Below are 26,125 nucleotides of genomic sequence, written 5' to 3' on the forward strand. Positions count from 1 at the left end.
ATGGTGAACCATCGCGGCGCTGCAGAGAAGGGGATCGGCATCGCGTCTCCCTGATCGCCCGCGCGGACGCGCTGGCTCAGCCGGCAGCTGGCGCCTTGGGCTCGCCCGCCTTCAGGTCGCCCGGCTGGCACTCGCCCAGGCGCTTGCCGTCCAGCTTCATGTGCGTCTTCATCGACATGCCGCCGGGCAGCCCGCTGACCGTGGAGTGCGATTCCGACGCCATCTCGGTGGCGGTGAAGGTACCGGTGCTGGTGCCTTCGACCTTGATGTCGCCCATCGTGCAATGCATCTTCGCGTCGATCTTGCCGTCCTTCATGTTGAAGGTGTCGTAGACGCAGTTCTTCTGCATCGGCGAGGCGCTGCCGAAGATGCTCGACGGATTGTTGATCTGCTCGGCGGTCAGGCACACCTTGGCGGTGCTCGGCGGCATCTTCGGCATCTGCGGCGTGTTGCCGGAGCCGCCGGTGGTCTCGCTGCTCACCTGCTCGATCCGCATCTCCCATTCGCCGGGCTGCAGCTTGGCCGCCTGCACCTTGGCCACGTCGGCGACCGAGGCGTTGGACATGGCGACATTGTCGCCGTTCTTGTCGCCGCCCTTGCTGCAGGCGGCGAGCAGCACACAGACAGCAAGGGTTGCCGGCATGGTCAGACGCATGAACTTCTCCCTAAGTTATGTGAGGTGCGCGGAGCATAGCGGGGGGTGTGATTAAGATCACGTCGACGTCTCCGATTGGCGCCTGCCCAGGCCGGCGTGCAGGCGCGGACCGCTCGCCGCAGGCTCGCCCAGTCACGGGAGCAGCCGATCGGACCCGCGACGCACCGCGCGGCTGCGTTCGGGCCACCGCCGCGCGGTCCCCGGCGACAGCGGAACGCGTTGCGGGCGCGCCTGCCGTGCACGGTCCATTGCGTTCGGCTCTGCTAGCGTCTGCGCCGTCATGCGTGACCCATACGCTATCTGCTCCGCTTCGACCATGCCTAGCCCCGCCGAACGCCTCGCCATTCTCGAAAACAAGCGCACCTCGAAGATGGCCCGCTCCGCGCATGCCTACGTGCGCGGCAATACCGCCAGGTTCTACGAATGGCTGGCGGCGTCGCCGGCGGCGCGGCGCGTGCCGACGGGCCCGGCGATCTGGATCTGCGGCGACTGCCATCTCGGCAACCTGGGGCCGGTCGCCGACGGCGAGGGTCGCGTCGAGATCCAGATCCGTGACCTCGACCAGGGCGTGATCGGCAATCCCGCGCACGATCTCATTCGCCTGGGCCTGTCGCTGGCCACCGCGGCACGCGGATCTGACCTGCCCGGCGTCACCACCGCGCGGATGATGGAGGCGATGATCGACGGTTATCGCGCCGCCATCGAGGATCCGACCCGCGATCACCCCGGTGCCGAACCCGAGACCGTGCGCAGCATCCGCCGCGAGGCCTTCGGCCGGCGCTGGCGCCACCTGGCCAAGGAACGCCTGCAGGCGGTGGAGCCGCGCATCCCGCTGGGCGAGAAGTTCTGGGCGTTGGCGCCGGAAGAGCGCGAGGCGCTGCAGCGGCTGTTCGCGGACCCGGCGTTGGCGCAGATGGTGCTGTCGCTGAAGGGAAAGCCCAAGGACCGCGAAGTGCGCCTGGTCGATGCCGCGTATTGGATGAAGGGCTGCAGTTCGCTGGGCCTGCTGCGCTACGCGGCGATCGTCGCGTTGAAGACCGGCAAGGGCCACTGGTCCTATGCGCTGGTCGATCTGAAGGAAGCGGTCGCGCCGATCGCACCGGCCGCGCCCGATGCGCGGATGCCGGCGGACAACGCCGAACGGGTGATTGCCGCGGCGCGGGCGCTGTCGCCGTACCTGGGCAGCAGGATGCTGCCGGTGCGGATGCTGGGCCGCTCGCTGTTCATTCGCGAGCTCTCGCCGCGCGACCTGAAGCTGGAGGTCGACCAGTTCAATCACGTCGAAGCGGTGCGCTCGGCGCGTTATCTCGCCTTCGTCGTCGGCAAGGCGCATGCGCGGCAGATGAAGCCCAGGACCCGCACCGCATGGCTGCGGCTGCTGGACGCCGATCGCCGCAAGGCCATCGACGCGCCGTCGTGGCTCTGGGAAAGCGTGGTCGCGCTCGCCGGCCATCACGAAGCCGGCTATCTGGAACACTGCCGCCGCTACGCGCTGGCCGCGTGAGGGCGAACACGACAGCGCGAATGCCTCAGCGCAGCGCCAGCGCCACCAGCACGCCCACCGCGAGCAGGATCAGGACGATGCCGGAGCCGCGTTCCAGCCATGGCAGCGCCTGCGCGAAGCGGCGCAGCACCGCCTGGTTGCCGATCAGGACGGCGACCAGGATGTCCCACAGCAGCACCACGCCGAACATCCAGGCGCCGTAGAACGTCTTCCAGCCGACGCTGGCGTGCGGCCCGGTCAGCATCGCCGCCAGGCTGGCGTAGAACAGCGCGTTTTTCGGATTGAGCAGGCCGGAGAGCGCGCCCATGCCGGCCGCGCGCCACCACGCTGCGCCCGACGCCGCGGGCGCCGCGCGGCGTGGCTGGGCGGCGATCTCCAGCGTGCCTTGGCCGGCGTGGCGCACGAACAGCAGGCCCAGATACAGCAGGTAGGCGCAACCGGCCAGTTGCAGGACCACGAACACGCGGCTGTCCGCGCGCAAGGCCGCGGTGCCGGCGAAGGCGGCGACGATGAACACGCCGTTGGCCAGGGCGATCCCCAGGCACGCGCCGCTGGCGACGCGCCAGCCGGCAGCCAGCGAGGTGCGGGCGACCAGGAAGAAGTCGGGGCCGGGCGAAAGCAGCGCCAGGAAGTGCGCTGCGGCGATCATCAGGAACTGTTCCATCGGGCCACACGTGAACGCGGTGCGGCGCAGTGTGCCGATCGCGGCAAGGCGCGGATTGAACGAAATTGCGCTGCCGCTATGGGCGTGGCGGCCGGAAACGGCCCGGCGGCACGCCCGCATGCGCCTTGAACACCCGCTGGAAATGCGCCTGGTCGGCGAAGCCCAGCTCCTGCGCCAGGCGCGCGAACGGTTCGCCCTGGCGGATGCGCGCCCTGGCGAGATTGATGCGCGCATTGAGTTGCCAGGCATGCGGCGTCATCCCGGTGACGGTGCGGAATGCACGGATCAGGCGATAGCGGCTCATTGCCGCCAGCTCGGCCAGTTCCTGCAGGGCGATGTCGGCGGCCGGGGCGCTGCGCAGGCGTTGCAGCGCCGGGCGCAGCTGCGCGGCGAGGTGCGCTGGCGCGCAAGGGGGCTCGATCCGCAGGCCCTGCGCGGTGTCGTGGTCGCCGAGGAACGCGATCAGCGCGGCTTCCTTGGCGCCGGCCTCGGCGTCGGAGAACAGCAGCGTATTGAGCTGGCAGAAGCGCGCGTAGGCCGCCGGCGCATCGACGATGCGGATCGACTCGGCCGCACGCGTGGCGGCGGCGGCGTCGGTGTCTTCCTCGCGCAGCGCCTGCAGCCAGTCCGCATCCAGATGCAGCATCTGGTAGCTCCACGCCGAATCCGGCGCGGGATTGCAGGCGTGCACACGCTCGGCCGGGACGAACACCAGCGTTCCCGGATGCAGGGCGATCCGGCCGACGTCGGCACCGCGGAAGAGGCTGTTGCCGCTGTCCACTGCGCCGATGGAGTAGGTCGGATGCAGGTGCGGCCTGTAGCAGGCGCGACTGTCGCAGGCACGGCGACTTTCGACGAACGGCAGCGCCGGGTCGCGCCAGAACAGCGGGGCTGGATCGGCGCGCATGGGCGGTGCGGACGGCGCGGAACGGGGCATGGCGATGCGTCGCTGGGACGAAAAGGGCGCTTGCGCGATGCCGGCATGGTACCCAACTGCCGCAGCAGGACGTCGGTAGCGGCTTCGATGCGCGTGCATGCACAGGCCAAGCGCGGACCGAAGCGGCGTTCAGCGCAACATGTCGATCGAGCAAAAGCGCCTGCGGATGTCGTTGACGAAGTGCTCGGCCGGGTCGAAGAAGTGCGGAAGCGGGCTGTCGAACAGCGCCAGGCAGGCGGCGTGGTCCTGCGCGGCAGACGGACGGATCGTGTTCACCCGGGCAGTGCGCCGCGGGCGGCCTCGGCGGTCGTGGGCGCCTCGTACGAAGCGTCCCGTATCGTCCGTTTCCGAACCGCGTGTCGGAAAATCGCGGCGGCCCTGTCCGGCCGCCGCAGCGACGCGGTGTCCGGAAGCGGGTAGGGTGGATGTCAGATAATTCTTACGTCAGATCAGGATTGTCCTGATAACGCTTTCCCCGCCGCGCCAGCATACTGGCCCCGCCTGACGCAGGAACCGTCGTGCGCCTTCCCACAGGAGAGCGCAGGCAGGTCACTCGACCCTGCGTGCCGAGCCTTGAGTAAGCTCGGCAGGGTTTTGATGACGCCAGCATGACGTTTCGCGAGGTGCGGATGAGCACATCGTGAAGCGTCGTTGTTTGTCTACGAAATCGTATTGCCCTGAATAATTCACGCAGATAGTCTGATCGTGCGGTATCCGCTGCGTTGGGGTTATACGAGATGGCCATCAGGGTTTTTCTGGTCGATGATCACGCTCTTGTCCGAACGGGCATGAGGCTGATCCTGTCGAATCAAACGGATATCGAGATCGTCGGCGAGGCCGACAGCGGCGAAACGGCCCTCCCGCAGATCCGGCAGCTGAAGCCGGACATCGTCCTGTGCGACCTGCACATGCCCGGCGTCAGCGGCCTGGAAGTCACCGAGCGCATCGTCAAGGGTGACCACGGCACCAAGGTCATCATCGTGTCGGTGCTGGAAGACGGCCCGCTGCCCAAGCGCCTGCTGGAAGCCGGCGCGTCCGGTTACGTCGGCAAGGCCGGCGATGCGCAAGAGTTGCTGCGCGCGGTGCGCGACGTGGCGATGGGCAAGCGCTACCTCGGCGCCAACATCGCGCAGAACCTGGCATTGGCCAATCTGGAAGGTGGCGGTTCGCCGTTCGACGCGCTGTCCCCGCGCGAGCTGGAAGTGGCGCTGCTGCTGACCCGCGGCCTGCGCCAGGAGGACATCGCCAAGCGCCTTAGCCTCAGCGCCAAGACCGTCAACACGCACAAGGCGCGGCTGTTCGAGAAGGTCGGCATCCAGGACAACATCGCCCTGGCGCGGCTGGCCACCCAGTACGGATTGCTGGATCCGGCGCACCCGCTGTAATCGCGGGGTGTCCGGGTCTGCACGAGAGCGGCCTTCGGGCCGCTTTTGCGTTGTGTGGGTGCGATCGAACGGATCCGTTCGCGGCTGCTGATCGACTGCAGGGCACCGCTAGTAATGGTCCTGTAGGAGCGGCTTCAGCCGCGACGGGCGTCACCGGGAAACCCGTCGCCACTCCTACGGGACATGCGGCATCCGGCTCTACGGCGACGGAAGCGGGTTCAGAGGTGCCCTTGCATGCGCGCGTCCCGTGCCGACGCTGCAGTGGCGCTCGCGCGAGCCGCCGTCGGGGACCGTTGGTCGGCGCAAGCGCGATCGTCCTGAGCGCCCTCAAGGGGAGCGCGTCATCGCGCCCATGAAAAAAGCGGCCCGAAGGCCGCTTCTTTCATGCCGCAGCGGACGCAGCGTGAATCAGCCGCGCTCCTTGTGCTCGTCGCCGTCCGCCTTGTCCGCGGCCTGCGGCGCATGCGCTGCGGACTGCGCGGCCGTGGCGGCACGTTCCTTCTTGTTCGCCTCGTCTGCAGCTGCGGCCTGCTCCTGCACGGCCGGCGTGGCGACCGCTGCGCTGCTGTCGCTTGCCGGGGGGGCCGATGCAGGCTCGGTCGACGTCGCGGCCGGCGCTTCGTCGCCACTCGGGGCTTGTGCCGGTGCGTCGGCGAAGGCGTCGAGCAGGGTGGTCTGCACCGGTGCGTAAGCCGGCTTGACCGGGGCTACCTCCTGCGCACGCGGCTCCGCGGGAGCGCTGGGCGCGGCGGCGACTTCCGGCGCCGCGCTCGGCGCGACGGTGGCCGCCGACGGCGCGGTCACGCCCGCCGGATCCTCGACCGTGGCCGTGGTATCGGCGGCGTCCGCTTCCGCGACCGGCGCCTTGGCGGCGGTGGCGGTCGGTTGCTCGACGACGGTACCGATCGCGTGCGGCTGCGGCGTGGCAGGCGCGACGGCGGACGTTGCGCGCTCGGTCGGCGCGTCCGCGTGGTCGCTGGCGACACTCTCCTGCACGACCGGCGTGGTCTCGGCGACGGCTGCCGGAGCCGCAGCCACCACCGTGTCGGCGTGGGCCGCGGCGGCATCGCTGGCGCCCGAGGTGGTGGCGACCGGCGCGGTCGGCGCAGGCGCGGCGGCCACGGTGTCGGCAGGAGCGGCCGGCTGCACCGCCGCGGCGGCGCTGTGGGCCGGCGCAGGGTCGATAGCGACCGGCGCAACTGCCGGCACGACATCGCTGGCCGGTGCCGGCGCGCTGGCGGCGGCCGGACGCTCGCGGCGCGGCTCGCGCTTTTCCTGCGGCTCGCGCTTCTCCTGCACGGGCGGCTGCGGCTTGGCCGGGGCGTCGTCGCTGGCAGCGTCGTCGTCGAAGTCGAACTCCGGCTGGCTGCGGCTCGGCGCCGGCGTGCTTTCGCCGTCGCTGTCGCCGGCATCCAGATCGGCATCGTCCAGCCCGCTGGCATCGCCGGCAGCGCCGGCTTCGCCATTGCCACGGCGGCGGCGGCGGCCACCGCGACGGCCGCGACGGCGGCGGCCGCCGGCGTCGCCGGTGCCGTCCTCGCCATCGGCGCTTTCGCCGGCGGGCACGGCCTGCGCGGTTTCCGCGGCGCTTTCGCGCTCGTCGATGCCGGCTGCCGTAGCGGTCGGCGCCGGCTGCACGGGTGCGGCGGCGGCGGTCTCGACGGCCGCTGCCGGCTCCTGGGATGCGGCGATCGCGCCACCGGCGACCGCGGCGGCGGCCAGGGTGGTGGCGTCCTGCGCCGGCGTCACGGGCGCGGCCTGCGGCTTGGCGACGGCCTCGTCGGCACGCGGCTGGCGCGGCGGCTTGTCGCCCTGCACGGTGGCCTGTGCCGGCTCCTGCTGCGGCTTGGGCTGGCGCGGCGGGTTCTGCGGCTGCTGCTGCTTCGGCGGCTTGGGCGTCTGCGGCGGCTGCTGCGGCTTGGCCTGCTGCGCGGCCTGCTCGTTGCGCGGCGCCTTCGGCTGCGGATTCTGCTGCGCGGCCGACGCGGCGGCGCCATTGCCGGCGCGGCGCTCGTCGCGGCGCGCGTTGCCGCCGCCGTTGTTGCCGTTGCCGCGGGCGGCGTTACCGCCCTGGCCACCGGTGCGGTTGCCGTCGCGACGCGCATTGCGGTCGTTGCGATCGCCACGGTCGTGACGGTTGCGGTTGCCGTCCTGCGGGCGCTGGCGCTGCGCGGACTCGGCGGCGGCCGGGGCCGGTGCCGGGTTGTCGCCGGCGCCGAAGATGCGCTTCAGCCAGCCGACCACGCCGGTGGCCGGCGGTGCGACCGGGGCGGGCGCGACGACCGGCGCCGGTGCCGGCGCGGCCACCGGTTCCTCGGCCACTTCGCGCACCGGGGCCGGCTGCGAGTGCTTCACATTGGTCACCGCAGGTGCCGGAATGTTCAACTGCGCCTTGGTCAGCGCGTGCACCGGCAGCTTGCGCGGGGTGCCGCGCTGGTAGCTGGGCTTGGTGCTTTCCTCGCCCAGCTCGTTCTCGCGCAGGCGGGTCACTTCGTAGTGCGGGGTGTGCAACTGCTCGTCGGCGACGATCACGATCGGCGCGTCGTGGCGCTTCTCGATCTCGCTGAGCGCGCGGCGCTTCTCGTTGAGCAGGTAGTTGGCGATCTCCACCGGGGCCTGCACCAGCACCTGTCCGGTGTTCTCCTTCATCGCATGCTCTTCGGCGACGCGGATGATCGACAGCGACAGCGACTCGACGCTGCGCATGCGGCCGTGGCCGTCGCAGCGCGGGCAGACGATCTGGCTGGATTCGCCCAGCGACGGACGCAGGCGCTGGCGGCTCATCTCCAGCAGGCCGAAGCGCGAGATGCGGCCGATCTGCACCCGCGCGCGGTCGTACTTGAGCGCGTTCTGCAGGCGGTTCTCGACCTCGCGCTGGTGCTTGTTGGAGGCCATGTCGATGAAGTCGATCACCACCAGGCCGCCGAGGTCGCGCAGGCGCAGCTGGCGCGCGACCTCTTCGGCCGCTTCCAGGTTGGTCTGGAACGCGGTGTCCTCGATGTCGCTGCCCTTGGTGGCGCGCGAGGAGTTGACGTCCACCGCGGTCAGCGCCTCGGTCTGGTCGACCACGATCGAGCCGCCGGAGGGCAGGCGCACGCTGCGCTCGTAGGCGGCCTCGATCTGCGACTCGATCTGGAAGCGGTTGAACAGCGGGATGTCGTCGGTGTAGTGCTTGAGCTTGCGCAGGCTCTGCGGCATCACCTGCTGCATGAACTCCTTGGCGTCGCCGAACATCTCCTCGGTGTCGACCAGGATCTCGCCGATGTCGGCGCGCAGGTAGTCGCGCAAGGCGCGGATGATCAGCCGCGATTCCTGGTAGATCAGGAACGGCGCCGGCTTGGCCAGGGCGGCCTCGGCGATCGACTTCCACACCTGCAGCAGGTAGTCCAGGTCCCATTGCAGCTCTTCGGCATCGCGGCCAACGCCGGCGGTGCGGATGATCACGCCCATGTCGTCGGGGATGTTCAGCTTGTCCAGCGCTTCCTTCAACGCGGCGCGGTCCTCGCCTTCGATGCGGCGCGAGACGCCGCCGGCGCTGGGCGAGTTCGGCATCAGCACCATGTAGCGGCCGGCCAGGGAGATGAACGTGGTCAGGGCCGCGCCCTTGTTGCCGCGCTCCTCCTTGTCCACCTGCACCACCACTTCCTGGCCCTCGCGCAGCAGCTCGCGGATCGTCGCCTTGTTGTGGTCGACGCCGGCCTGGAAGTAATCGCGGGAGATTTCCTTCAGCGGCAGGAAGCCGTGGCGCTCGCCGCCGTATTCGACGAAGGCCGCTTCCAGCGAGGGCTCGAGCCGGGTGATGCGGCCCTTGTAGATGTTGGACTTCTTCTGTTCCTTGGACGGCTGCTCGATGTCGATGTCGTACAGGGTCTGGCCGTCCACGATGGCCACACGCAGTTCTTCTGCCTGCGTGGCGTTGATCAGCATTCGCTTCATTGTTGCGTTCCTCGCGCTGCTACCGCGCGGAACGCCATGGGGTTTCGCTTCTGGTCACGCTTCGTCGCCCATCGCGCAGGCGCGGGGTGGGCGTCTTGGGTTTCCAGCGCTACGACACCACGGCGAACCGCGGGAGCGCTTCTTGCTTTTAGGTGGTTCAGGACCGGCGGCGACTCCAGCCAGGCTGGGCGCCACGCGGGGCATGTTCAGCGCGGACGCTTGCGGCATCCGGCGATGGCCGGGTAGGCCGGTGAGCCGCTAACATGGCCGCCCCGGGGGCGGTGGTCGCGCACTGTGCCGGAATCGTCGTAAGCCGGGCTTCTGGCCCTCAACTAACTTCCAACGAAATCAAACCCTTATCTCGCCCCCCGAGTGTAACAGAATAAACTGCCCGATGACTTCCCCCCCGATCCCTCCGAAGCCGCGCGATGTCGCGACCAGCGCGGTGCGCATTCTCAAGGTCCCGGAAGACAGGGCCGGGCAGCGCGTAGACAATTTCCTGCTCGGCCAGCTCAAGGGCGCGCCGCGCAGCCTGATCTACAAGCTGATGCGCAGCGGCCAGGTCCGGGTCAACGGCGGCCGCACCAAGGCCGAGCGCAAGCTCGAGGCCGGCGACGAGGTGCGCATCCCGCCGGTGCGGCTGGCCGAAGAGGGCGAGAAGAGCGCGCCGCCGGACGCGTTCATGGCCCGGCTGGAGGCGGCCATCGTCTACGAGGACGCGCGGCTGCTGGCGCTGAACAAACCCTCGGGCGTCGCCAGTCACGGCGGCAGCGGCATCAGTTTCGGTGCCATCGAGACGCTGCGTGCGCTGCGTCCCAATCAGTCGCTGGAGCTGGTGCACCGGCTCGATCGCGACACCTCCGGGCTGCTGATCGTGGCCAAGAAGCGCTCGGCGCTGACCGAGCTGCAGGCGCTGATGCGCGAGGACGACCGGGTCCAGGGCCGCGGCATCAGCAAGCGCTACCTGACCCTGCTGGTCGGGCGCATGCCCGACGGCACCATGAGCGTGGACGCGCCGCTGCACATCGGCCTGCGCCAGGGCGGCGAGCGCCACGTGCAGGTGAACGCGGCGGGCAAGCCGTCGCTGAGCCATTTCCGGGTGCTGGAACGGCGCGGTGGGCATTCCTATTGCGAGGTACGGATCGAGACCGGCCGCACCCACCAGATCCGCGTGCATGCGCAGCACCTGGGGCATCCGGTCGCCGGCGACGACAAATACGGCGATCCGGCGGTCAACAAGCGCCTGCGCGAGCAGGTCGGGCTCAAGCGCCTGTTCCTGCATGCGGCGTCGCTGGAGTTCAGCCTCGACGACGGCAAGACGCCTTATCTATTGAATGCGCCATTGGCCGACGAGCTGGCCGAGGCGCTGAACCGCCTCGGCTGAGGCCCGCGCGCCGGGGGCGGCAGGGTTGCCGCCCGCGCATTGCGCTCAGCTTTCGTGATGATCGTGGTCGTGGCGCCCGTCGTGGTGGGCGGGTGTCGGCCGTTGTGCCGGCCGCGCGTCGGCCGGCCGCGGCGCGGGCATGCGCGGCGGCGGGGAGAACCGGGCCACGCGCTGCTCCTGGCGCGGTTCCGGCATCGGCGCGCGCATCGCCTCGCGCGGCATCTCCGGGGCGCGCGCCTGGCGTTCGGGCGCCGGCGCACGCCAGACCTGGGCGCGCGGCGCGTCGGCCGGCATCGCCTCGCGCGGCGGTGGCGTGCGTGCCATCTCGCGGGCGAAGCCGGACGGCTGCATGCCGGGGTCGCCGCGCCGCGGCGCGGCGGCGTAGCGCGCGTCCGGCATGCCGCCCCGATTGGCGAATGCCTCGCGGGTCACCGGTGTCGGCGTCAGCGCCTGCGGCACCGGCCGGCCGTGGAACTGCGGCACCGGCATCGACGGGGCGGTGCGCGGCGCATTCGGCTGGGCCATCGCCAGGGAGCGTTGCGGTGCGGCGGCACGCTGGGCGAAGCCGGGCAGCAAGCGCGGATCGCGCGCGGCGGCCATGGCCGCCGGCAGGCCCGCAGCCGATGGGCGCTGCATCGGCGGTGGCATCGCCGCCACTGGGCGGCCGGCCTGCAGCATCTGGCTGGTGAAGTGCGGCATGGTCTGCGGCATCGCGCCGGGCTGGGCGCGTGCCGGGCCGAACGCCGCCGCCGGAGCACGCGCCGCCATCGCCGCGGCGGTCAGCGCGGCGCCCGGCGCATGCGCGGCAGCGAAGGCCTGCTGCCCACCCGGACCGCCCATCGGCATCGCCGGCGTTGGCGCGCCGCGGTAGTCGTTGTGCACGTAGCTGCGGTTGTCGTAATGGTTGTTGATGATGGTGGTGCGCGGCGCGTACACGCTGTTGCGGTAGACCACGTAGTTCGGCGCCGACGGCGGCGCGTCCCAGTTCACCCCCCAGTTGTTCCAGCCCCAGCTGTGCCACGGCGGCGCCGGTTCCAGCCAGCCGAACACGCTGTGGTGGTGGTGCTCGAGCGCGTCGCCGACCAGCACGCCGACGCCGAAGGAAATGAGGCCGGCGGTGACCAGGTCGCCGGTGTCGTAGTAGGGGCGCGGCGGACGGTAGCGGTACTCGCGGTAGACGTTGACCGGGGCGCCGTAGACCACGTCGGGATCGTAGCGCGGCACGTAGACCACGTCCGGCTGCGCCGGTTCGATGACGATGGTGCGGGTCGGCGGCGGCACCGCGTCGGCATAGGCCGGCGCCGGCTCGACCACGCTGCGCTGCACCACCTGCACGCGCTGCTGCGGGGTGCTGCGCAGATGGCCCTGCGCCTGCGCACGCTGGCGCATCACCTGCACCGCATCCAGCACCTGGTTGGGATCGTGGGCGTAGGCGTCGCCCAGCGCGCGGGTCCAGTCGCCGTTGCTGGCCAACTGGTCGACCACGTCGGGGAAGGCGGTCAGTGCCTTGACGCTGGGATCCCACGGCTGCGCCGCGGCCGCCTGCAGGCGATCGGTGGCGGACAGGGTGCGGTTGTTGCGCAGCCAGTCCTGCGCGGACACCACCTGGTCCGGGTATACCGAGGCGGCCAGGGTCTGCGCCAGCAGCTTGTCCGGGAACAGCGCGATCGGCGCCACCAGTTGATACAGCTGGTCGGCGGTCGGCGGCACGTAGGGCGCCGCCGCCGGTGCCGCGGCAGGCGCATCGGCCTGTGCCGCGGGGGCGGACGCGTCCTGTCGCTGGCACGCGCCCAGCACCACCACGCTCAGCGCGGTGAACAGGGCCAGCCTGGCCGGGGGCAGGGGACGGAGATCCATGCGACACCTCATCGGAGCGGGGCGAAGGTGGCCGCAGGATGCGCTGCCTTGGGTGTCTGCGACCTTTCTGCGCGGCGCTGTCGCACGGGCCAGCGAGCGCGCGTTCAGCCGGCGCCGGCCGGTGCGTTCAGACCGGTGCGGACAGGCGGAACAGCACCAGGCTGAGCGCCAGCGTGGCCATGCCCGCGACCAGGCCGTACACCGTTTCGTGCCCCTGCGCGTAGCGCTTGGCCGCCGGCAGCAATTCGTCCAGGGCCAGGAATACCATCACCCCGGCGATCAGCCCGAACACCGCGCCGAATACCGCATCGGACAGGAAGCGTGCCAGTCCGACATAGCCGATCAGCGCGCCGATCGGCTCGGCCAGGCCGGACAGCAGGCTGGCGGCGAAGGCGTAGGACTTGCGCCCGGTGGCGTAATGCACCGGCACGGCGATGGCGATGCCTTCGGGGATGTTGTGCACGGCGATGGCGAACGCCAGCGGCATGCCCACCGCCGGGCTTTCCAGCGTCGCGAAGAAGGTGGCCAGGCCCTCGGGGAAGTTGTGCGCGGTGATCGCCACCGCGGTGAGCAGGCCGACGCGCTTGACGTAGGCGCGGTTGTCGTCGCGGAACAGCGGATCGCGGCTGTTGAGGCTTTCGTGCGGGTTGGGCACCAGCCGGTCGATGGTCACGATCAGCACCATGCCGGCCAGGAACGCCAGGGTGGCATAGGCCTGGCCCAGGCGCGGGTCGAAGGCGTCGCTGAAGGCGGCGATCGACTTGCCGAGGATCTCGGTCAGCGACACGTACACCATCGCGCCGGCGGAGAACGCCAGGCCGAAGGCGAGCAGGCGCGGATTGGGCCCCCTGCTGAACAACACCAGCACGCTGCCCAGGCCGGTGGCCAGGCCGGCGGCCAGGGTCACGCCGAGCGCGACCAGGACATTGTGCAGCGGGATCTCCAGCATGCGCCGGCGGCTCCGAGGACGACGCGTCGATCAAACCCGGCGCGGTGCGGGTGTCGCGTGAAGGGATGTGCCGCGCCCGCGCGGGCGCGGCGCCAACTCAGCCGGCCTTGTGCGCCTGCGCGTCCAGCGCGAAGCACCGGTCCGGGCGCGGCTGCGGCGGGTTGAAATTGACCGGCACCTGGATGGTCCACGGCACCGCCTGGCCATTGCGGGTGGCCGGCTTGAAGGTCCAGCCGCGCACGGCCTCCTGCGCGGAGGCGTCGAGCTTGGCCTGGCCGCTGCCGGTGACCACGGCCACGTCGGTCGGCGTGCCCTGCACGCCGACCACCACCTTCAGCACCACCTTGCCGCCGATGCCGGCGCAGGCCACGTCGATCGGGTAGTCCGGCGGCGGCGTCTTCACCGCGGCGACCTCGGTCGGCGGCTGCGTCACGGTGTGTTGCTGCGATTGCTGGGATTGGCCGCAGGCGCTGAGCAGCACGGCGCTCAGGCAGGCGAGGGGGAACAGGAGGAACAGGGGGCGGGCGACAGCGGTCATGGGGGTCATTCCGGAAGGGCGGAGGCCTTGGCGGCGCAGATGAAGTCGTTCTCGCTGAGGCCGCCGACGTCGTGGGTGGAGTAGCGCACCACCACGCGGTCGTAGTGCACGCCCAGGTCGGGATGGTGGTCCTCGCGGTGCGCGATCCAGGCCAGCGCGTTGACGAAGGCCAGGGTGCGGTAATAGTCGGGGAAGCGGAAGGTGCGGCTGATCGCGTTGCCGTTCTCGATCACCTCCCAGCCGGGCACCTGCGGCAGCAGTTCGGCCAGGCGCGCCTGGGTCAGTCTGTACTCGCTGCCCTTGCAGGGCGAGCAATGGGCCTGGACGAGCGGGATCAGGTCGTTCATGGGGGTCTCTGCGGCGGAACGGGCGGGGCCGGTCAAACATAACGCCTGCGATGAGCGCAGGGCATGGAAGGGTCTAGAATACCCGCATGATCCAGATCTCAGACAACGCACAGGCCCATTTCCGCAAGTTGCTCGAACGCGAGGCCGTGCCCGGCATGGGCGTGCGCCTGAGCGCGGTCGATGCCGGCACCCCGCGCGCCGATGCGCGGCTGGAGTTCGCCGAACCGGCGGACCTGGCCGGCGACGAATGGGCGATCGACTGCGCCGGCTTCACCCTGTACGTGGCCGCCGACAGCGTCGCCTGGCTCGACGGCGCGGAAATCGACTACGTCACCCAGGGCACCGGCCAGCAGCTCACCATCAAGGCGCCCAAGATCAAGGGCGAGGCCCCGGGCGAGGCGGCCTCGCTGGTGGAGCGGGTGCGCTGGGTGGTGGAGAACGAGGTCAATCCGCAGTTGGCCCAGCACGGCGGCCGCGTGGCGGTGCAGGAAGTGTCCGCCGACGGCGTGGTGCTGCTGCGCTTCGGCGGCGGCTGCCACGGCTGCGGCATGGCCGACGTGACCTTGAAGCAGGGCATCGAGAAGACGCTGATGGGCCGCGTGCCGGGGGTGACCGCGGTGCGCGACGCCACCGACCACGACAGCGGCAGCGCTCCCTACATTCCGCGCGATTCGGCCGCCTGACGTCCCGCTGCCGGTGACGCGCGCCACCGACATCCTGGATGTGTTGTTGGCGCGCACGCCGCGCAAGCTGCTGCGCGACCGCCGCACCGGCCTGCCATACGGGTGGGCGCACTGGATCGCGGCGCAACCTGCCGTGCCGCGGCCGTTCGCGGCGCCCGAGCTGATCGCGGCGATGCCGCCGGCGCAGCCGCCTGCGCCCCTGCGCCTGCCGGCGCTGCCGCTGTGGCAGGCGTTCCGCCGCCTGTGGTGGCAGCACTGGGATCCGGCGCCGTACGACCAGCGCTGGTGGCGGCGCATCGCCGTGCTGCTCAGCCTGCTGCTGCATCTGCTGTTCGCGGTGTTCCTGCTGTGGGTCGCGTTCGTGCGCTGGCTGCCGCCGCGCGCCGACGCGGATCAGGCCGGACGCGTGCAGGTGGAATTCGTCGGCCGCGGCACGCCTGCCGAGAGCGGCGGCGCTGCGCCGGCCGAGGCGACCGCCGCCGCGACGTCGCCGGCCCCGCCGCGTGCGCAGCGCGCCGTGTCCGCGCGACCGCGCCCGACGCCGCCAGCCGCTGCTGCGCCTGCGCCGCCAGCGGCCGCAGCGCCGGCACCCGTTCCGCCAGCACCCGCGCAGGCCACGGCCAGTGCGCCACCGCCGCCGGCCGAGCAGCCGCTGCAGGTGACCGAGACGCCCACGCCCACGCGCGACTTCGTGTTGCCGCCGCCGCCGAGCGTGCGCGTGCCGGTGCCGGCACCGCGCGCGATCGTACCGCCCGACGTGCAGGTGCCGGTGCGCGAGGTCGAGGTGGTCACCGACGTGCCGACCGTGGCGCAACTGCGTCCGCGCGACATCGTGGTGCCGCGCCCGGCCGCGCCGCAGGTGCAGGTGCGCGAACGCGAGGTGCCGGCACCGCTGCCGCAGGTGCAGATTCCGGTGCCACAGCTGCGCACGCCGGCGCCCACGCCGGTGCTGCGCAGTGCCGAGGTGCCGCAGGTGCGGCAGATCGAAGTCCCGACGCCGCGCACCGATACGGCCACCGCGAGTGCGCCTGCACCGATGCCGGCGGCCGCCCCGGTCGCCAGCCCGGAGGCGGCACCGGCCACTGCGCCGACCGCGCAGCCGGCAGCCGCCGCCTCGGTCGCCGCCACCGCCAGCGGCACCGCCAAGCCGGCGGCGCCCGCGGCCGGCACCGCGCCACCGGGCAGCCAGGCCACGGCCGCGGGCAGCGGTCCGGCGCCGGTCGCCCGCGATGGCGGCTGGGCCACGCCGCAGCGCGGCGACGACTGGGGCGCGGCCGCGCGCAACCGCCCTGGCGATGCCGGGGCCGGCGCCAGCAAGGGCAGTGGCCTGTTCAATGCCGACGGCAGCGTGCGCCTCGCCGAGGGTCGCGGCAACGAGCAGGCGCCGGCGCGCAGCGCGCCCGGTTCCGAGACCGACACCTGGACGCGCGAGCGCATCGAAAAGGCCGGCGAGTGGCTCAAGCGTCCGCCGTACGACTACACGCCGACCTCGTTCGACAAGTACTGGCTGCCGAACGCGACGCTGCTGGAAGAGTGGGTGCGGCGCGGCATCAAGTCGGTGAAGATCCCGATTCCCGGCACCGGCAGCAGCATTTCCTGCGTGATCTCGATCCTGCAGGTCGGCGGTGGCTGCAGCATCACCGACCCCAATCTCAACGAGCAGCCGGCCGGCGCGCGGCCGCCGCCGAACGTGCCGTTCAAGCGTGAGTTGCAGGAAGACAACGGCAGCCGCTGAGTGGCGGTGGCGGTGTGCGCACCCGGCACAACATGAGGGCGCGTCCAATCGCCTGCTTTCAGCACACGTGAGCCGGACGCAGCTTGCCCTGTGTGGGAGCGGCTTCAGAGCACTTTTCTAATAACGCCGGGACGGCTCCTGTAGGAGCGGCTTCAGCCGCGACGGGCCTCTCCGGGAAGGCCCGTCGCGGCTGAAGCCGCTCCCACAAGGCGTGCGCATCCGGCGTGCTTGTGGCGGAAGTAGGTTGTCTTTAGCCGTCAAGGGCCTTCGCGATGAGGACGCGTCGCGGCAAAAGGGCACCTTCAATCACCTGCCGCGCATCGTGCTGTGTCGTAGAAGCGGCTTCAGCCGCGACGGATTTGCGGGAAAGCCCAGTCGCGGCTGAAGCCGCTCCTACGCGTGTGCCTAGACGCTCCCCGCGGCAGCATCGGCCAAGATGCTTTTCGTGTGCATCAAGAGCCGCCATGAGACGTGATGCCGGACGCATGGATAGGGCTGGAATGCGGTCGCGCAGCAAGTAAAAGCGGCAGTGCGATGGCTACGCGTCGACCGTGGCGCCTCGGGGTCACGCCGTGCGCCCTTGCGTCGCTCGTGTTGGGCGCAGCGTGGTGCAGGCGACAGCGCATGTCATCCGACGCTGCGCCTGACCCTTCAGGCCTCGCCCGCTCAGTTCACGCCGTGCAAATCGCGCAATTGGCTGCTGCGCGAGCCGAAGTAGGCGGCCAGGTCGGCGATGTCCTGGTCGCTCAGTTGCGCCGCCTGCGGGCTCATCAGCGGATGCGTGCGGGTGCCGCCGCGGTAGGCCTGCAGCGCATGCGCGAGATAGTCGCCGTACTGGCCGCCGAGCTTGGGGTAGGTCGGGTCGATCGGCGCGTTGCCGTCGGCGCCGTGGCAGTCGATGCAGCTCTGCCCGGTGGCCTTGCCCTTGGCGTGGGCCAGTTTGTCGCCGGCGTCGATGCGCCCGCCGGGCAGGCCGGCGGAGGAGCCGGACCCGTGCTCGCCGCTGGCGTGGCCCGGGTCGCCAGCGGATTTACTGGTGGATTCCACCTGCGATTGCGAACAGGCCCCCAGGCACAGGGCGGCAAGCAGGACGAGGGCGGGACGCAAGGCGTGCGCGGCGTTCGGCATGGGAGGCCTACTTGAGGGTGGACAGGAAAGCGGCGATGTCGGCGATCTCCTGGTCGGAGAAGCTTTCCGCCTGGGCCTGCATGGTCGGATGCTTGCGCTTGCCGAGCCGGTATTCGGTCAGCGCCTGGGTCAGGTACTGCGCCGATTGCCCACCGATCTTGGGGATGCGGTAGCTGGGATAGGCGTTCTTGTAGCCGGTGACGCCGTGGCAGCCCTGGCAGGTGTAGGTGAGCACCCGGCCGTTGGCGGCGTTGCCATGAATGGGGGCGGGTGCCGCGGCAGCGGCGGCGGGAGCGGCGGGTACCGGCGCGGTCTGCGCCATGGCCGGGGCGGCCCCAACAGAAACGAGTACGGCCAGAGCAAAACAAGCGGCTAGCGGCTGCGTGCGCATGGTTTCGTGGTCCGGAGGACGGATTGGGGTTCCGGCGTGGGGGAACACGGAACGGCCCGAGTATAGCCTCACCTTCCGCGGCTCCGAAACTGGCCGCGGCGGGCGACCCGTGACCTTTGGGGCATTCGACAGGATGTCGATTGGTGATCTACTTATCTACAACACCATTTACGCCATCCACCGGGGACACGACGATGACGCGACCGCTCTCGCGCCGCACCGCCAGCTGCGCTGCCGCGCTGCTGGTCATCACCACGCTGCTGCTCGGCGCCTGCAAGCCGGCCGCCGAGGCGCAGGCCAAGGCCGCCGACGGCGACAAGGCGCCGGAGGCGGTGCCGGTGGAAGTGGCTGCGGCCAGCCGCCGTGCGGTGGCGGCCAGCTACAGCGGCACCGCGGCGCTGGAGGCGCGCGCCGAATCGCAGGTGGTGGCCAAGACCGCCGGCGTGGCCCTGGCGGTGCTGGCCGAGGAAGGCCAGCAGGTCCGCGCCGGGCAGCCGCTGGTGCGGCTGGATCCGGATCGCGCGCGGCTGGCGCTGGCGCAGAGCGAGGCGCAGTTGCGCAAGCTGGAGAACAACTACCGGCGCTCGCAGCAACTGGTCGGCCAGCAACTGGTCAGCGCCGCCGACGTCGATCAGATCAAGTACGACCTGGCCAACGTGCGTGCGCAACACCAACTGGCCGCGCTGGAGCTGTCCTACGCCACGGTGACGGCGCCGATCTCCGGGGTGATCGCCTCGCGCTCGATCAAGACCGGCAACTTCGTGCAGATCAACACGCCGATCTTCCGCATCGTCGACGACTCGCGCCTGGAGGCCACGCTCAACGTGCCCGAGCGCGAACTGGCCACGCTCAAGACCGGGCAGCCGGTGACGCTGCTGGCCGATGCGCTGCCGGGCAAGCAGTTCCGCGGCCGGGTCGACCGCATCGCGCCGGTGGTGGATGCCGGCAGCGGCACCTTCCGCGTGGTCTGCGCCTTCGACGAGGGCGCGCAGGCGTTGCAGCCGGGCATGTTCGGCCGCATCCGCATCGATTACGACCAGCGTACCGATGCGCTGGTGGTGCCGCGGCTGGCGCTGCTCGACGACGGCGAGCCGGCGGTGTTCCGCGTGGTCGCCGGCAAGGTCGCGCGGGTGCCGGTCACGCTGGGCTATGCCGAAGGGCCGTGGGTGGAGATCCGCCAGGGCCTGCAGGCCGGCGACCAGGTGGTCACCGCCGGCAAGGTCGCGCTGCGCGACGGCAGCCGCGTGCAGGTGATCGCGCCGCAGCGCGCGGTGGCCGACGCCGCGCCGGCCAGCGCCGACGGAGCGCGCTGATGCACGGCGCCGGTTCCGACGCGCACGCACCGCCTGCGCCTGCCGGTGCGCACGGCGGCGGCCTGGTCGAATTCGCCACCCGCCGCCGCGTGACCATCGCGATGATCACGCTGACCATGGTGCTGTTCGGCACGATCGCGTTGCACGGGCTCAAGGTCAATCTGCTGCCGGACCTGAGCTATCCGACTCTGACCGTGCGCACCGAGTACGCCGGTGCCGCACCGTCGGAGATCGAGACGCTGGTGACCGAGCCGGTGGAGGAAGCGGTCGGCGTGGTCAAGAACCTGCGCAAGCTCAAGTCGGTGTCGCGCACCGGGCAGAGCGATGTGGTGCTGGAGTTCGCCTGGGGCACCAACATGGACCAGGCCAGCCTGGAGGTGCGCGACAAGATGGAAGCGCTGTCGCTGCCGCTGGAGGCCAAGGCGCCGGTGCTGCTGCGCTTCAATCCCTCCACCCAGCCGATCATGCGCCTGGTGCTGTCGAGCAAGACCGCCGCGCACGGCGACGCCGAGGCGGTGCGCGCGCTGACCCAGTTGCGCCGCTACGCCGACGAGGACCTGAAGAAGAAGCTGGAGCCGGTGCCGGGCGTGGCCGCGGTCAAGGTCGGCGGCGGCCTGGAGGACCAGATCCAGGTCGACATCGACCAGCAGCGGCTGGCGCAACTCAACATGCCGATCGACACAGTGATCGCGCGGCTCAAGGACGAGAACGTCAATCTCTCCGGCGGGCGCCTGGAGCAGGGCACGCAGCGCTACCTGGTGCGCACGGTCAACCAGTTCGCCGACCTGGACGAGATCCGCAACCTGTTGCTGACCACCCAGGGCGCCAGCGGCAACGCCGCCGATGCGGCCTTGCAACAGATGTACGCGATCGCCGCGTCCACTGGCTCGGAAGCGGCGCTGGCCGCGGCGTCGGCGGCGCAGAGCGCGACATCCAGCGCGACCACCAGCGTCGCCGGCGGCATGCCGATCCGGCTCAAGGACGTGGCGCAGGTGCGGCAGGGCTACAAGGAACGCGAGGCGATCATCCGCCTGGGCGGCAAGGAGGCGGTGGAACTGGCCATCTACAAGGAAGGCGACGCCAACACCGTGGCCACCGCCGCGGCGCTGCGCCAGCGCCTGGAGCAATTGAAGGCGCAGATTCCGGCCGACGCCGAGCTGACCACGCTGGAAGACCAGTCGCGCTTCATCGAGCACGCCATCGGCGACGTCAAGAAGGATGCGGTGATCGGCGGCGTGCTGGCGATCCTGATCATCTTCCTGTTCCTGCGCGACGGCTGGAGCACCTTCGTGATCGGCCTGTCGCTGCCGGTGTCGATCGTGACCACGTTCTTCTTCATGGGCCAGCTCGGGCTGAGCCTCAACGTGATGTCGCTGGGCGGACTGGCGCTGGCCACCGGCCTGGTGGTGGACGATTCGATCGTGGTGCTGGAAAGCATCGCCAAGGCGCGCGAGCGCGGGCTGAGCGTGCTCGATGCGGCGATCGTCGGCACCCGCGAGGTGGGCATGGCAGTGGTCGCCTCGACCCTGACCACGATCGCGGTGTTCCTGCCGCTGGTGTTCGTGGAGGGCGTGGCCGGGCAACTGTTCCGCGACCAGGCGTTGACCGTGGCGATCGCCATCGCGATCTCGCTGGTGGTGTCGATGACCCTGATCCCGATGCTCAGCTCGCTCAAGGGGCGTGCGCCGCTGGCGTTCCCTGCGGAGCCGGCGGCGCCGCGCTGGCAGCCGCAGCGCGGCTGGCTGAAGCCGCTGGCCTGGAGCCGGCACGGTGCCGGCGCGGCGGCACGCGGCGTGTTCTTCGGCGGCGCCTGGTTGTGCGTGCGGCTGTGGCGCGGCGCGGTGGCGGTGGTCGCGCCGGTGATGCGCAAGGCCAGCGACCTGGCGATGGCGCCGTACGCGCTGGCCGAGCGCGGCTACCTGCGGCTGCTGCCCGGCGCGCTGGCGCGTCCAGGTTGGGTGCTGGGGCTGGCCGCGCTCGCCTTCGCCGCGACCCTGGCGGTGGCGCCGCTGCTGGGCGCCGACCTGATCCCGCAGCTGGCGCAGGACCGCTTCGAGATGACTGTGAAGCTGCCGGCCGGCACGCCGCTGCGGCAGACCGATGCACTGGTGCGCGAACTGCAGCAGGTACACGGCAAGGATGCCGGTGTGCAGGCGCTGTACGGGGTCAGCGGCAGCGGCACCCGGCTCGACGCCAATCCCACCGAGAGCGGCGAGAACATCGGCAAATTGACCATCGCCATGGCCGGTGGCGGCAGTGCGCAGTTCGAGGCGCAGCAGAGCGAGCGCATGCGCGCGACGATGCGCAACCATCCAGGCGTGCAGGTCGGTTTCAGCCGGCCCGAGCTGTTCAGTTTCTCCACCCCGCTGGAAATCGAACTGCGCGGCCAGGACCTGCCGACCATCCAGCACGCCGGGCAGAAGCTGGCGGCGCTGCTGCGTGGCAACGGCCACTTCGCCGACGTCAAATCCACGGTGGAGGAAGGCTTCCCGGAGATCCAGATCCGCTTCGACCAGGAGCGCGCCGGCGCGCTGGGGCTGACCACGCGGCAGATCGCCGACGTGGTGGTGAAGAAGGTGCGCGGCGACGTCGCCACCCGCTACAGCTTCCGCGACCGCAAGATCGACGTGCTGGTGCGCGCGCAGCAGAGCGACCGCGCCAGCGTCGACAGCATCCGCCGGCTGATCGTCAATCCCGGCAGCAGCCGGCCGGTGACCCTGGACGCAGTCGCCGACGTGGTCGCCACCACCGGCCCCAGCGAGATCCACCGCGCCGACCAGATCCGCGTGGCGATCGTCTCGGCCAACCTGCGCGACATCGACCTGGGCGGCGCGGTGCGCGAGGTGGGCGAGATGGTGGCGCGCGATCCGCTCGGCGCCGGCGTCGGCATGCACATCGGCGGGCAGGGCGAGGAACTGGCGCAGTCGGCGCGCTCGCTGCTGTTCGCGTTCGGCCTGGCGGTGTTCCTGGTGTACCTGGTGATGGCCTCGCAGTTCGAATCGCTGCTGCATCCGTTCGTCATCCTGTTCACCATCCCGCTGGCCCTGGTCGGCGCGGTGCTGGCGCTGCTGCTGACCGGCAAGCCGGTGTCGGTGGTGGTGTTCATCGGCCTGATCCTGCTGGTGGGCCTGGTGACCAAGAACGCGATCATCCTGATCGACAAGGTCAACCAGTTGCGCGAGGACGGCGTGGCCAAGCGCGCGGCGCTGATCGAAGGCGCGCGCTCGCGGCTGCGGCCGATCGTGATGACCACGCTGTGCACGCTGTTCGGCTTCCTGCCGCTGGCGGTGGCCAGCGGCGAGGGCGCCGAGGTGCGCGCGCCGATGGCGATCACCGTGATCGGCGGGCTGCTGGTGTCCACGCTGCTGACCCTGCTGGTGATCCCCGTGGTCTACGACCGCCTGGATCGCCGCAGCGACGCGTACTACGCCGAGCGCGGGCGGCGCGCGCGGCAACGCGAGCAGGGCGAGCGGCGCCTGCAGGACGGCGAGGGCGCATCGGCATGAGCGTCGCCGAGTTCAGCATCCGCCGTCCGGTCACCACCATCATGTGCTTCGTATCGCTGGTGGTGGTCGGGCTGATCGCCGCCTTCCGGCTGCCGCTGGAGGCCTTGCCGGACATCTCCGCGCCGTTCCTGTTCGTGCAGCTGCCGTACACCGGCTCGACCCCGGACGAGGTCGAGCGCAACCTGGTGCGGCCGACCGAGGAGGCGCTGGCGACGATGACCGGGATCAAGCGCATGCGCTCGACCGCCACCGCCGACGGCGCCAACATCTTCATCGAGTTCTCCGACTGGGACCGCGACATCGCCATCGCCGCCTCCGACGCGCGCGAACGCATCGATGCGATCCGCGCCGATCTGCCGGCGGACCTGCGGCGCTACAACGTGTTCAAGTGGTCCAGCAGCGACCAGCCGGTGCTGAAGGTGCGCCTGGCCGGCGCGGCCGACCTGACCGGTGCGTACGACATGCTCGACCGCGAGTTCAAGCGCCGCCTGGAACGCATTCCCGGGGTGGCCAAGGTGTCGGTGTCCGGGGCGCCGCCGAACGAGGTCGAGATCGCCATCGCCCCGGACCGGCTCAGTGCGCACAACCTCAGCCTCAATGCGCTGAGCGAGCGCCTGGGCAAGCTCAACTTCTCGCTGTCGGCCGGGCAGATCGACGACAACGGCCAGCGCCTGCGGGTGCAGCCGGTCGGCGAACTGCGCGACCTGCAGGAGTTGCGCGACCTGGTCATCGACGCCAAGGGACTGCGCCTGGGCGACATCGCCGACGTGCGCCTGAAACCGACCCGGATGAGCTACGGCCGGCGCCTGGACGGGCGCCCGGCGGTGGGCCTGGACGTGTTCAAGGAGCGCAGCGCCAACCTGGTCGAGGTCTCGCGCGCGGTGCTGGCCGAGGTCGAACAGATCCGCAAGCAGCCGGCGCTGAGCGACGTGCAGATCAAGGTCATCGACAACCAGGGCAAGGCGGTGACCGCGTCGCTGGCGGAACTGGCCGAAGCCGGCGCGGTGGGCCTGCTGCTGTCGGTGACGGTGCTGTTCTTCTTCCTGCGCCACTGGCCGTCGACGCTGATGGTGACCCTGGCGATCCCGATCTGCTTCGCCATCACCCTGGGCTTCATGTACTTCGCCGGGGTCACCCTCAACATCCTGACCATGATGGGCCTGCTGCTGGCGGTCGGCATGCTGGTGGACAACGCGGTGGTGGTGGTGGAGAGCATCTACCAGGAGCGCGAGCGCATGCCCGACCAGCCGCAGCGCGCCTCCATCGTCGGCACCCGCAACGTCGCCATCGCACTGTCGGCCGGTACCCTGTGCCATTGCATCGTGTTCTTGCCGAACCTGTTCGGCGAGACCAACAACATCAGCATCTTCATGTCGCAGATCGCCATCACCATCTCGGTGTCGCTGCTGGCGTCGTGGCTGGTGGCGGTGAGTCTGATCCCGATGCTGTCGGCGCGCATGCGCACCCCGGCGCTGGTGCATGCCCCGCACGGGCTGATCCCGCGCCTGCAGCGCCGCTACGCGCGGGTGCTGGCCTGGTCGCTGGCGCATCGCGGCTGGAGCGTCAGCGCGATCGTGCTGATCAGCGCGCTGAGCGTGATCCCGATGATGCAGACCAAGCAGGACATGTTCGGCGGCGACGGCGGCGAGCAGGTCTTCATCGGCTACCAGTGGAAGGGCGCCTACACGCGCGAGCAGATGGCCGAGGAAGTGACCCGGCTGGAACGCTTCATCGACGCGCGGCGCGCGCAGTACCACGTGACCCAGGTGTATTCCTGGTTCAGCGAGGAGGAGGGCAGCAGCACCACATTGACCGTGGACCTGAAGCAGGTCCGCGACCTGCCGGCGCTGATGGAACGCATCCGCAAGGACCTGCCGCGCTCGGCGCTGGTGGATTTCCACGTCGGCAACAGCAACGACGGCGATGGCGGCAACGGCGGCGGGCAGACCGTGCAGGTGCAACTGGTCGGCGATTCCACCGAGGCGCTGCGCGCACTCGCCGACGACGTGGTGCCGCTGCTGGCACGGCGCAAGGAATTGCGCGACGTGCGCGTGGACAGCGGCGACCGCAGCACCGAGCTGGCGGTGCGGGTGGACCGCGAGCGCGCCGCCGCGTTCGGCTTCAGCGCCGAACAGGTGGCCAGCTTCGTCGGCCTGGCGCTGCGCGGGGCGTCGCTGCGCGAGTTCCGCCAGGGCGACAACGAGGTGCCGGTGTGGGTGCGCTTCGCCGGCGCCGAGCATACATCCCCCGAGGACCTGGACAGCTTCAACGTGCGTACCCAGGACGGGCGCAGCGTGCCGTTGCTGAGCCTGGTCGATGTGCGTCCGCGCGCGGCCGCGACCCAGATCGCCCGGACCAACCGCCAGACCACGTTGACCATCACCGCCAACCTCGGCGCCAAGGTCACCGCGCCGGAAGCCAAGCAGGCGATCGAGGACACGCTCAAGACGGTCGACTTCCCGGTCGGCTACCGCTACAGCTTCGATGGCGTGGAAGGCCAGGACGACGACCGGGCCAGCCGGCAGATGCTGTTCAACCTGCTGATCGCGCTGGTGATGATCTACGTGGTGATGGCCGCGATGTTCGAATCGCTGCTGTTTCCTGTGGCGATCATGAGCGGTGTGCTGTTCTCGGTGTTCGGCGTGTTCTGGCTGTTCTGGATCACCGGCACCAGCTTCGGGATCATGGCCTTCATCGGCATCCTGGTGCTGATGGGCGTGGTGGTGAACAACGGCATCGTGATGATCGAACACATCAACAACCTGCGCCGGCGCGGCCTGGGTCGCACCGAGGCGCTGATCGAGGGCTCGCGCGAGCGCCTGCGGCCGATCATGATGACCATGGGCACGGCGATCCTGGCGATGGTGCCGATCTCGCTGACCACCACGCAGATGTTCGGCGACGGCCCGGCCTACTACCCGATGGCGCGCGCCATCGCCGGCGGCCTGGCGTTCTCGACCGTGGTCAGCCTGCTGTTCCTGCCGACCATCTACGCGATCCTGGACGATCTCAGCAATGGCGCGGCGAGCTTAGTGCGGCGCGCGCGTGGGCAGCGCGCCGCGGCAGCGCATCCGGCGTCCTGATGCGTGGGCGGCGTGCCCGCTCGAAAACCAACCGTGGGAGGGGCTTCAGCCCCGACGCCTTACCGTTGAAGCGTCGGGGCTGAAGCCCCTCCCACAAGGGCAAAACGTGCGCGGCGACGTCGGCCGCCGC

19 protein-coding genes are annotated in these 26,125 nt (G+C 70.6%); 8 read left to right on the forward strand and 11 right to left on the reverse strand.

What is annotated here, in order from left to right; genetic code table 11:
* Positions 1–76 precede the first annotated feature (76 nt).
* The gene (locus tag NKJ47_RS10325; RefSeq protein WP_254457843.1) at positions 77–655 is read right to left on the reverse strand and encodes a DUF3617 domain-containing protein; all 579 of its coding nucleotides are present in this window, start codon (positions 653–655) and stop codon (positions 77–79) included.
* 316 nt (positions 656–971) lie between these two features.
* Between NKJ47_RS10325 and NKJ47_RS10330 the strand changes: the two genes are divergently transcribed.
* Entirely contained in the window at positions 972–2,159 is a 1,188-nt protein-coding gene (locus tag NKJ47_RS10330; RefSeq protein ID WP_254457844.1) for a DUF2252 family protein, read from the forward strand.
* Positions 2,160–2,184: 25 nt separating this feature from the next.
* On the opposite strand, the gene NKJ47_RS10335 is transcribed toward NKJ47_RS10330, so the two are convergent.
* The 3 genes from NKJ47_RS10335 to NKJ47_RS10345 form a co-directional block, all read right to left on the reverse strand.
* On the reverse strand, positions 2,185–2,823 hold the full coding sequence (locus NKJ47_RS10335) for a LysE family translocator (RefSeq protein ID WP_254457845.1): 639 nt from the start codon (positions 2,821–2,823) through the stop codon (positions 2,185–2,187).
* A 76-nt stretch (positions 2,824–2,899) separates the two neighbouring features.
* Positions 2,900–3,730, reverse strand: coding sequence for an AraC family transcriptional regulator (locus NKJ47_RS10340; protein WP_254457846.1), 831 nt, complete (start codon positions 3,728–3,730; stop codon positions 2,900–2,902).
* Positions 3,731–3,889: 159 nt separating this feature from the next.
* The gene (locus tag NKJ47_RS10345; RefSeq protein WP_254457847.1) at positions 3,890–4,036 is read right to left on the reverse strand and encodes a hypothetical protein; all 147 of its coding nucleotides are present in this window, start codon (positions 4,034–4,036) and stop codon (positions 3,890–3,892) included.
* 461 nt (positions 4,037–4,497) lie between these two features.
* Between NKJ47_RS10345 and NKJ47_RS10350 the strand changes: the two genes are divergently transcribed.
* On the forward strand, positions 4,498–5,145 hold the full coding sequence (locus tag NKJ47_RS10350) for a response regulator (protein WP_254457848.1): 648 nt from the start codon (positions 4,498–4,500) through the stop codon (positions 5,143–5,145).
* A 408-nt stretch (positions 5,146–5,553) separates the two neighbouring features.
* Here NKJ47_RS10350 and NKJ47_RS10355 read toward each other — a convergent pair whose 3' ends face one another.
* Positions 5,554–9,072 carry an Rne/Rng family ribonuclease gene (locus NKJ47_RS10355; protein ID WP_254461399.1) on the reverse strand — a complete coding sequence of 1,173 codons (3,519 nt, stop codon included), beginning with the start codon at positions 9,070–9,072 and terminating at the stop codon, positions 5,554–5,556.
* A 403-nt stretch (positions 9,073–9,475) separates the two neighbouring features.
* On the opposite strand from NKJ47_RS10355, the gene NKJ47_RS10360 reads away from it, so the two are divergent.
* Positions 9,476–10,465, forward strand: coding sequence for an RluA family pseudouridine synthase (locus NKJ47_RS10360; protein ID WP_254457849.1), 990 nt, complete (start codon positions 9,476–9,478; stop codon positions 10,463–10,465).
* A gap of 45 nt (positions 10,466–10,510) precedes the next feature.
* Here NKJ47_RS10360 and NKJ47_RS10365 read toward each other — a convergent pair whose 3' ends face one another.
* From NKJ47_RS10365 to NKJ47_RS10380, 4 genes are all read right to left on the reverse strand, one after another.
* A complete protein-coding gene (locus NKJ47_RS10365; RefSeq protein ID WP_254457850.1) occupies positions 10,511–12,322 on the reverse strand; it encodes a DUF3300 domain-containing protein in 1,812 nt (603 codons plus the stop codon).
* A 127-nt stretch (positions 12,323–12,449) separates the two neighbouring features.
* Entirely contained in the window at positions 12,450–13,271 is an 822-nt protein-coding gene (zupT, locus tag NKJ47_RS10370) for a zinc transporter ZupT (RefSeq protein ID WP_254457851.1), read from the reverse strand.
* Positions 13,272–13,368: 97 nt separating this feature from the next.
* Positions 13,369–13,809 carry an energy transducer TonB gene (locus NKJ47_RS10375; protein WP_254457852.1) on the reverse strand — a complete coding sequence of 147 codons (441 nt, stop codon included), beginning with the start codon at positions 13,807–13,809 and terminating at the stop codon, positions 13,369–13,371.
* 5 nt (positions 13,810–13,814) lie between these two features.
* Positions 13,815–14,156 carry a 4a-hydroxytetrahydrobiopterin dehydratase gene (locus tag NKJ47_RS10380; protein WP_254457853.1) on the reverse strand — a complete coding sequence of 114 codons (342 nt, stop codon included), beginning with the start codon at positions 14,154–14,156 and terminating at the stop codon, positions 13,815–13,817.
* Positions 14,157–14,242: 86 nt separating this feature from the next.
* Here NKJ47_RS10380 and NKJ47_RS10385 point away from each other — a divergent pair, with 86 nt between their 5' ends.
* Positions 14,243–14,839 carry an NfuA family Fe-S biogenesis protein gene (locus tag NKJ47_RS10385; RefSeq protein ID WP_019800223.1) on the forward strand — a complete coding sequence of 199 codons (597 nt, stop codon included), beginning with the start codon at positions 14,243–14,245 and terminating at the stop codon, positions 14,837–14,839.
* A 13-nt stretch (positions 14,840–14,852) separates the two neighbouring features.
* Positions 14,853–16,574 carry a hypothetical protein gene (locus NKJ47_RS10390; protein WP_343237515.1) on the forward strand — a complete coding sequence of 574 codons (1,722 nt, stop codon included), beginning with the start codon at positions 14,853–14,855 and terminating at the stop codon, positions 16,572–16,574.
* Between the two features lie 666 nt (positions 16,575–17,240).
* Here the strand turns inward: NKJ47_RS10390 and NKJ47_RS10395 are convergent.
* Positions 17,241–17,702, reverse strand: a complete 462-nt coding sequence (locus NKJ47_RS10395) for a c-type cytochrome (RefSeq protein WP_017911097.1) — start codon at positions 17,700–17,702, stop codon at positions 17,241–17,243.
* Positions 17,703–17,709: 7 nt separating this feature from the next.
* Positions 17,710–18,093, reverse strand: coding sequence for a c-type cytochrome (locus NKJ47_RS10400; RefSeq protein ID WP_254457854.1), 384 nt, complete (start codon positions 18,091–18,093; stop codon positions 17,710–17,712).
* A gap of 194 nt (positions 18,094–18,287) precedes the next feature.
* Here NKJ47_RS10400 and NKJ47_RS10405 point away from each other — a divergent pair, with 194 nt between their 5' ends.
* From NKJ47_RS10405 to NKJ47_RS10415, 3 genes are read left to right on the forward strand one after another with little or no spacing between them, the layout of a single operon-like run.
* Complete coding sequence (locus NKJ47_RS10405) at positions 18,288–19,406, forward strand: efflux RND transporter periplasmic adaptor subunit (RefSeq protein WP_254457855.1); 1,119 nt, start codon at positions 18,288–18,290, stop codon at positions 19,404–19,406.
* Complete coding sequence (locus NKJ47_RS10410; RefSeq protein WP_254457856.1) at positions 19,406–22,912, forward strand: efflux RND transporter permease subunit; 3,507 nt, start codon at positions 19,406–19,408, stop codon at positions 22,910–22,912. The genes NKJ47_RS10405 and NKJ47_RS10410 overlap by 1 nt, the downstream gene beginning before the upstream one ends.
* The gene (locus NKJ47_RS10415; RefSeq protein WP_254457857.1) at positions 22,909–25,995 is read left to right on the forward strand and encodes an efflux RND transporter permease subunit; all 3,087 of its coding nucleotides are present in this window, start codon (positions 22,909–22,911) and stop codon (positions 25,993–25,995) included. The genes NKJ47_RS10410 and NKJ47_RS10415 overlap by 4 nt, the downstream gene beginning before the upstream one ends.
* Positions 25,996–26,125: the final 130 nt, after the last annotated feature.

The organism is Xanthomonas sacchari (assembly GCF_024266585.1).
Lineage (GTDB): Bacteria > Pseudomonadota > Gammaproteobacteria > Xanthomonadales > Xanthomonadaceae > Xanthomonas_A > Xanthomonas_A sacchari_C.